We start from the raw sequence: 7,251 nt of genomic DNA on the forward strand, positions 1-7,251 counted from the left end.
CAGGCATCGTGCAAGCAACCGAGAAGAAGAGGACTGAACATGTTCGGACGGCGTAAGAAGAACGACGCCGGCAGTGCCTCCGCGCCCGGTGCGGAGCCATTCGTCGACGGAATCGAAGACGAAGACGACGAGGTGGACACGGACGCGGCCACCGAGGGCCCGCATGATCTGGCGGACCTCGACGAGGACCGGGAAACCATCGCGCAGACGCGCCTCGACCTCGGATCGGTACTGATCCCGCTGCCCGAGGGCGGTCAGCTCCAGGTCGAGATGTCGCAGGCAGGCAGTCCGCAAGCGGTGCACATCGTCACTCAGTTGGGGCGCATCACCATTGCTGCCTATGCTGCACCGAAGTCGCCCGGTCAGTGGCGTGAGGTGGCCGCGGACCTGGCCACCTCGCTCCGCAACGACAAGGCCGAGACGACCATCGAGACGGGGCCGTGGGGACGCGAGCTGCACGGGGTGACGGTCAACGCCGATCTGCGTTTCATCGGAGTCGACGGCTACCGATGGATGGTTCGCTGCGTCCTGGCCGGACCGTCGGGCGCGGTGAGCGAGGGGCAGCCCCTCGTCCAACTCGCCCACACGATCCTTCGGCAGACCGTGGTCGACCGGGGCAACGACCCCCACCCGGTTCGGACACCGTTGCCGGTGGTGCTACCTCAGGTGCTCTCCGAGCAACTTGCGGCTGCCGCACAGCAACAGGCGGCAGCGCAGCAGGCGGCCTCGCAACAGCCTGGCCAACAGCCCGCCCAGCAGCCGCAGCAGGCGGCGAACGCCGAGACACCCGCTGCGCAGCAGGCGAATCCAGCCCAGGAGTCGGCCCCGACCGAACGCCCCCGAGCGCCGCGTCGCGGGGCGTCGGGATCGGCTATTCAACAGTTGGGTGGCTGACTCGACCCTCGAACGGATGCGGCCACGGTAGGCCGAGACCGTCGACGGCCGCACGTCCGAGGCAACCCGGATCCCGGCCGATGTCGTCCAGCGTCACCGAGCGCAGTGCGCAGTTCGGGATCGTCCCGGCCCACTGCCGCGCGATGTCGATCGGATGCACCGCGTCGTCCACAGCGCCGACGACGACTGTGGGCAGCTGGATTCGTGCGAGTCCGGCGAGATCGAGGCTGCGGTACCGTGCCGCCTCGTCCAATGCGTCCGGGAGGCCCGGCCACTGGGCAGCCCAGGACCGGCGCAAGGTACGCGCGAGCCATTCGGGACTCGACGATGCCATTGCTGCGCTGACGGCCGCGAGCCCGTCCTCGCGCAGGGATCGGGCGGTGAACCGAGCGCTCGTGGCCGCGGGGGAGTCCGACGGATCCCCGGTCCACGCCGGTAGTGCGAGTGCGAGCGCGATGGTGCTCGACGGATTGTCGAGAGCCCACCGTGCCGCGACTGCAGCACCGAGGGAGATTCCTGCGACGAGGATCGGACCGTGCCGCTGTGCCGCGTGGTCCAGGGCAGCGAGGTAGCTCTCGACCACCCCGGCCGGATCTGGTTCGACCGCGAGAGTGGTCGATCCCACATCGCTCAGCGCTGCCGAGAATGCGTCATCGGCGAATCGGGCATCCGATCCCGTACCAGGTAGAACGACTGCGGCGGGGGTATCGAGTCGGCTGCGCACGAGACGATTGTGCACGCCTTTCTGCTCACGCGTGGCGATGGTTGGTCACCGTGACCCATCGGGTCTACAGTGGCGAAGTACCCGCCCTGACGAGGCAAACCCCACGTCGCCGCAAGTGCTCCGAGGAGTGGAGCGTGCGGAACGACTGACAACGCTGGAGCGCAGAATGGCACCCGCTGCCGCAGGATACTTTCGCCGGTTGACGCGAAAGTTGACCGAGGACATCGAACAACTCGACGCCGAGGAGATGGCCGAATCCTCGGAAGCGTCCGGTGCCCGACGCGCGTGCGATTGCACGCGCGGTGAGGAAGTCACGATGTTGGGACGGCTGCGCAGCGTCGAAGCGTGTTCGAAGGCCGCCAACGCCAACATCGAGGCCGAGTTCTTCGACGGCACCGATACGGTGACGCTGGTCTGGATCGGTCGCCGCAAGATCGCCGGAATCGAGCCGGGAAAGACCGTGCTCGTTCGCGGACGCGTCGGCGAACGCGAAGGGCACAAGATCGTCTACAACCCCTACTACGAATTGCGCGACGACAGCTGACCGTCGCCGGTATGGCACTCTCGTTGTCGTGACCAACAGTGACAGCGGCGAGCCACACCCGAAGACCCCGAGTACGCCGGAACCCACGGACGACGCGCCGACGCCTGACAATGTCGAGAAGGTGGCTCCCACCGTTCTCGAGCAGCTCGGCGGAGTGCGGGGGCTCCTGTACTCCACGTTGCCGGTGATCGTCTTCGTCCCGGCGAACAGTTACTTCGGCCTCGGCGTCGCATTGTGGGCGGCCCTGGGCGTCGCCGCCGCGGTGCTGGTGTGGCGTCTGGTTCAGCGCAGCCCCATTCAGCCGGCGATCTCGGGATTCTTCGGCGTGGGCATCTGCGCATTCATCGCCTACCGCACCGGAGATGCCAAGGGCTATTTCCTGTTCGGCATCTACACCTCACTGGTGTACGGCGGCGCATTCGTGGTGTCGGTCCTGGCGCGGTGGCCGCTGGTGGGAGTGATCTGGGGTTACCTCAACGGTAAGGGGACGGCGTGGCGGCACGATCGCTCCGCGGTGCGCTACTACGACCTGGCCACGATCGCCTGGGCTGCAGTGTTCGGTGCCCGGTACCTCGTGCAGTCCCAGCTCTACGACTCGGATCAGACCGGCTGGCTCGCGGTCGCTCGCATCGGCATGGGGTGGCCGCTGACCGGAGTGGCGTTGCTGGTCACGCTGTGGTCCGTGCGTCAGGCCGACCGCGCCCTCGAGATCGCCTCGGGTGCGGACCGGGCCGACGGGGCGCTGCCGTCAGATCAGACCGACCGCAGTACGTAGTTCGTTCTCGACCTCTTTTGCGGCGACGAACAGCAGTTCGTCGCCGCCCTCGAGAGGATCGTCGCTCTGTGGAACGATCACTCGGCCACCGCGCAGAATGGTGACCAACGCCGCATCCCTGGGCAACCGAAGCTTCCTGACCGGCTTTCCCGCCAACGGAGTGTTCTCCGGAAGGGTGATCTCGACGAGGTTCGCCTGACCCTTGCGGAATGTCATCAGGTGTACGAGATCGCCGACGGAGACGGCTTCTTCGACCAGCGACGCGAGCATGCGCGGCGTCGACACGGCAACATCGACGCCCCATGCGGCGTCGAACAGCCACTCGTTTCGTGGATCGTTGACTCGTGCCACCACTCGATCGACGCCGAACTCGGTCTTGGCCAGCAGGCTGAGCACCAGGTTGGCCTTGTCGTCGCCGGTGGCGGCGATCACCACGTCGTAATTCTGGAGCTCGGCGGTCTCGAGCAGACTCAATTCGCAGGCGTCGGCGAGCACCCATTGTGCTTCCGCGATGGCGGCCTGATCGATGTGATCGAGCTTGCGTTCGAGGAGCATCACGTCGTGCCCGCTGCGGATCAACTCGCGAGCGATGGATCTGCCGACTGCGCCGGCACCGGCGATGGCGACTTTCATGGCATCCCGTTCGGATCGGTGTAGTGGGGCTGGGTTGGTGCTGGTGTCATCACTGGTCCGCGGGCGGTGGATTGCCGGCCAGCGCCAATGCTTCTGCCACGGTCCCCGACACGGCAGCGACGTAGATCTCGTCTCCCGCCTGGATCACCGTTCGCTTGTCCGGCAGTAGTCCCGAACCGAATCGGATGACGAACGCCGCTCGCGATCGGGTGGCATCTTCGAGGACCGACAACTTCTTGCCGATCCACCCGTCGTGGCAGTCCAACAAGACCACCGCCACGCTGCCCGAGGGGTCCCGCCATTTCGTGGTCGGGTCGTCGCGCAGCAGGTTGTGCAGAAATCTGTCGGTGGCCCACGGAACCGTTGCCACGGTGGGGATGCCGAGCCGCTCGTACACTGCGGCGCGCTTGGCATCGTAGATTCGTGCGACGACCTTCTCGACGCCGAACGTCTCGCGCGCCACGCGGGCGGCGATGATGTTGGAGTTGTCCCCGGAGGACACCGCCGCGAAGGCCTCTGCCTTTTCGATTCCGGCTTCCACCAGAACATCTCGGTCGAATCCCATGCCGACGACCCTGGGGCCGGTGAAATCCGGATCGAGTCGCAGGAACGCCGCCTCGTCGCGATCGATGATGGACACCTCGTGGCCGATCCGTTGGAGCGCACCCGCCAGCGATGCGCCCACGCGGCCACATCCCATTACAACTACGTACAACGCCCCAGCTCCGTCCCGAACTCGATCTCGATCTCGATGGTCGTCACTGCCACCGTGTAAGCGTGCACCAACGTATCCGGCCTTCGTCGGCGAATCGAGCCAGGGTGTCTTCTGGCGGTGTTTCCGACGCTCGCCCGAGACGCCCGGCCGGCGACGGCCTACGCTTCTCCCCGTGTCCAAGCTTTCGACTGCCGCCAAGCGGCTGGTGCTGGGTAGGCCTTTCCGCAGCGACAAGCTGGGCCATACGCTGTTGCCCAAGCGGATCGCGCTTCCGGTCTTCGCCTCCGACGCGATGTCCTCGGTCGCGTACGCCCCCGAAGAGATCTTCCTCGTGCTGTCGGTGGCGGGAATCTCCGGAGTCGCGTTCACGCCGTGGATCGGACTCGCCGTAGCAGTGGTCATGGCCGTCGTCGTCGCCAGTTACCGGCAGAACGTGCATGCCTATCCGTCGGGTGGTGGCGACTACGAAGTCGCGACGACCAACCTCGGCCCGACGGCGGGGCTGACCGTCGGCAGCGCCCTGTTGGTCGATTACGTACTGACGGTCGCGGTGTCGATTTCCGCGGCCGCGTCGAACATCGGGTCGGCAGTTCCGTTGGTGGCCGAACACAAGGTGCTGTTCGCAGTCGTGGCGATCGTGCTGATCACCTCGATGAACCTGCGCGGCATCCGAGAGTCCGGTGCGGCTTTCGCCATCCCCACGTACGCGTTCATGTTCGGCATGGTGCTGATGATCGGCTGGGGATTGTTCCGGGTCTACATCTTGGGTGAGGACGTGCAGGCCGAGTCTGCGGCGTTCGATCTGAAGGCCGAGGATTCACATCTGTACGGCATTGCCTTCGCGTTCCTGATCGCCCGAGCGTTCTCCTCGGGTTGTGCGGCGCTGACGGGTGTCGAAGCGATCAGCAACGGCGTCCCGGCCTTCGAGAAGCCGAAGTCTCGCAACGCCGCAACGACCCTGCTGCTGCTGGGATTGATCGGGACAAGCCTGCTGATGGGCATCATCGTGCTCGCTCAGACGGTGGGCATCAAGTACGCCATGGATCCCGCGTCGCAGCTGGTCGGTGCACCGGACGGGTACGTGCAGAAGACGTTGATCGCCCAGTTGGCCGAGACTGTCTTCGATGGCTTCCCGGCCGGGTTCTTCTTCATCACCACCGTCACCGCGCTGATCCTCGTACTGGCCGCCAACACGGCCTTCAACGGGTTCCCCGTGTTGGGTTCGGTCCTTGCGCAAGACCGGTATCTGCCCCGCCAACTGCACACCCGCGGCGATCGACTGGCGTTCAGCAACGGGATTCTCTTCCTGTCCGGTGCTGCCATCACGTTCGTGGTCGTCTTCGGTGCCGAGGTGACCAAGCTCATCCAGCTCTACATCGTCGGGGTGTTCGTCTCGTTCACGCTGAGCCAGACGGGCATGGTTCGGCACTGGACGCGCTTGCTCGCCGCCGAGACCGACCGCGAATCGCGTCGGCGAATGATGCGATCGCGCGTGGTCAACAGTGTGGGCCTCGTCATGACCGGAACGGTGTTGGTGATCGTGCTGATCACCAAGTTCGCGGCCGGTGCCTGGATCGCGATCGTCGCGATGGTCTTGATCTTCGGCTTGATGCGCTTGATCCGGAAGCACTACGACACGGTGGCGAGCGAGCTGGAGGACGAGGAGTGGGACGGCGTACTGCCCAGCCGCACCCACTCGATCGTGTTGGTGTCGAAGTTGCACATGCCGACGTTGCGCGCATTGGCGTATGCCCGTGCGACGAGGCCGGACACGTTGGAAGCGGTGACGGTCAACGTGGACGAAGCCGATACGCGTGAGCTGGTGCGGCAATGGGAAGCGAGCGATGTCTCGGTACCGCTGAAGGTCGTCGAGTCCCCGTACCGTGAGATCACCAAGCCGGTGCTGGACTACGTCAAGCGGGTCCGACGGGACTCCCCACGTGACGTGGTCACCGTGTTCATCCCGGAGTACGTGGTGGGGCATTGGTGGGAGCAGGTTCTGCACAATCAGAGCGCGCTGCGTCTGAAGTCTCGGTTGCTGTTCCAGCCGGGTGTGATGGTCACCAGCGTGCCGTGGCAGCTGCATTCCGCCGAGAAGGCGCGCAAAGAGGTACTCGGCAACGCGCCGGGAGCGTCGCGTCGAGGCTACGAACCACCGGTGGGCAAGTGAGCGAGAGTTGGTCCGGGCTTCTGGTCGAAGTGGAGCTCGGAGCGCCGGGGCACGGCGGGTTCTGTGTGGCTCGTCACGACGGCCGGGTGATGTTCGTGCGGCACGGTCTGCCCGGGGAGCGAGTGTTGGCCAAGGTCACCGAGGATCGCGGTAAGTCGTTCTGTCGGGCCGATGCCGTGGAGATCCTGACGCCGTCGAAGGATCGGGTCGAGGCGGTGTGTCCCATCTCCGGTCCAGGTGGGTCCGGTTGCTGTGATTACTCCCACGCGAGCCTCGAGGCCGGCCGAGCCATGAAGGCCTCCGTGGTCGCCGAACAACTGCGCCGGGTCGCTGGAATCGAGCGTGAGGTTCTGGTGGAGGAACTGCCAGGAACCGGTGACGGACGAGGCTGGCGAACTCGGGTGCGACTCGCTGTGGACGCCGGCGGCCGACCTGGTTTCCACCGTTATCGAAGTAGCTCGATCCTGACCGAGCTCGGGTGTCCCCAAATGGATTCGCTTGCCTACGAAGGCCTGTCGGACACGCGATGGCGGGCGGGCTCGGAACTGCAGGTCGTGATGGACGGCTCGGGCGAGCGGCATGTCGTGGAGATCGCTCCGGCACAGGTCTCCGATACCGGCCGTCGGTCGCCCGGTCGACGCGGGGCATCCGCTCGTCGGGCTGCGTCGTCACGGACCCGACCGGAAAAAGCCGTGATCGGCTCGGGTCGGGTGACGGAGTACGTCTCGAACAGATCCTGGACCCTCGACGCCACCGGTTTCTGGCAAGCCCATCGCGGTGCGGCTCAGATGTACAC

General features: G+C 65.7%; 8 protein-coding genes. 5 read left to right on the forward strand and 3 right to left on the reverse strand.

Annotated features, from left to right (window positions below; genetic code table 11):
- Nucleotides 1–39: 39 nt before the first annotated feature.
- Nucleotides 40–894: a DUF3710 domain-containing protein gene (locus tag J1M87_RS04900; RefSeq protein WP_206488310.1), complete on the forward strand. Its 855-nt coding sequence runs from the start codon at nt 40–42 to the stop codon at nt 892–894.
- Here the strand turns inward: J1M87_RS04900 and J1M87_RS04905 are convergent.
- Nucleotides 872–1,618: an alpha/beta fold hydrolase gene (locus J1M87_RS04905; protein WP_307830732.1), complete on the reverse strand. Its 747-nt coding sequence runs from the start codon at nt 1,616–1,618 to the stop codon at nt 872–874. The two genes, J1M87_RS04900 and J1M87_RS04905, sit on opposite strands and share 23 nt — an antisense overlap.
- Nucleotides 1,619–1,784: 166 nt before the next feature.
- On the opposite strand from J1M87_RS04905, the gene J1M87_RS04910 reads away from it, so the two are divergent.
- Together J1M87_RS04910 and J1M87_RS04915 are read left to right on the forward strand one after the other, a co-directional pair.
- Nucleotides 1,785–2,162: an OB-fold nucleic acid binding domain-containing protein gene (locus J1M87_RS04910; RefSeq protein WP_206488314.1), complete on the forward strand. Its 378-nt coding sequence runs from the start codon at nt 1,785–1,787 to the stop codon at nt 2,160–2,162.
- A 121-nt stretch (nt 2,163–2,283) separates the two neighbouring features.
- On the forward strand, nt 2,284–2,937 hold the full coding sequence (locus J1M87_RS04915; RefSeq protein WP_307830745.1) for a DUF3159 domain-containing protein: 654 nt from the start codon (nt 2,284–2,286) through the stop codon (nt 2,935–2,937).
- Here the strand turns inward: J1M87_RS04915 and J1M87_RS04920 are convergent.
- Together J1M87_RS04920 and J1M87_RS04925 are read right to left on the reverse strand one after the other, a co-directional pair.
- Entirely contained in the window at nt 2,911–3,570 is a 660-nt protein-coding gene (locus J1M87_RS04920; RefSeq protein ID WP_206488318.1) for a TrkA family potassium uptake protein, read from the reverse strand. The two genes, J1M87_RS04915 and J1M87_RS04920, sit on opposite strands and share 27 nt — an antisense overlap.
- A gap of 49 nt (nt 3,571–3,619) precedes the next feature.
- Nucleotides 3,620–4,285, reverse strand: a complete 666-nt coding sequence (locus J1M87_RS04925; protein ID WP_206488320.1) for a TrkA family potassium uptake protein — start codon at nt 4,283–4,285, stop codon at nt 3,620–3,622.
- Nucleotides 4,286–4,457: 172 nt separating this feature from the next.
- Here J1M87_RS04925 and J1M87_RS04930 point away from each other — a divergent pair, with 172 nt between their 5' ends.
- Both J1M87_RS04930 and J1M87_RS28500 read left to right on the forward strand, forming a co-directional pair.
- The gene (locus tag J1M87_RS04930; RefSeq protein ID WP_206488322.1) at nt 4,458–6,455 is read left to right on the forward strand and encodes an APC family permease; all 1,998 of its coding nucleotides are present in this window, start codon (nt 4,458–4,460) and stop codon (nt 6,453–6,455) included.
- A partial coding sequence (locus J1M87_RS28500) for a TRAM domain-containing protein (RefSeq protein ID WP_307830733.1) occupies nt 6,452–7,251 on the forward strand: 800 nt, incomplete at its 3' end. The genes J1M87_RS04930 and J1M87_RS28500, both read left to right, overlap by 4 nt.

The sequence above is a fragment of the Rhodococcus sp. KRD162 genome (assembly GCF_017168335.1).
In the GTDB taxonomy this organism is placed as follows: Bacteria; Actinomycetota; Actinomycetes; order Mycobacteriales; family Mycobacteriaceae; genus Rhodococcoides.

Coding starts and splice junctions, on each gene's coding strand:
- J1M87_RS04920 (WP_206488318.1), bottom strand. CDS start 3,570: ATGAAAGTCGCCATCGCCGGTGCCGGCGCAGTCGGCAGATCCATCGCT.
- J1M87_RS04910 (WP_206488314.1), top strand. CDS start 1,785: ATGGCACCCGCTGCCGCAGGATACTTTCGCCGGTTGACGCGAAAGTTG.
- J1M87_RS04900 (WP_206488310.1), top strand. CDS start 40: ATGTTCGGACGGCGTAAGAAGAACGACGCCGGCAGTGCCTCCGCGCCC.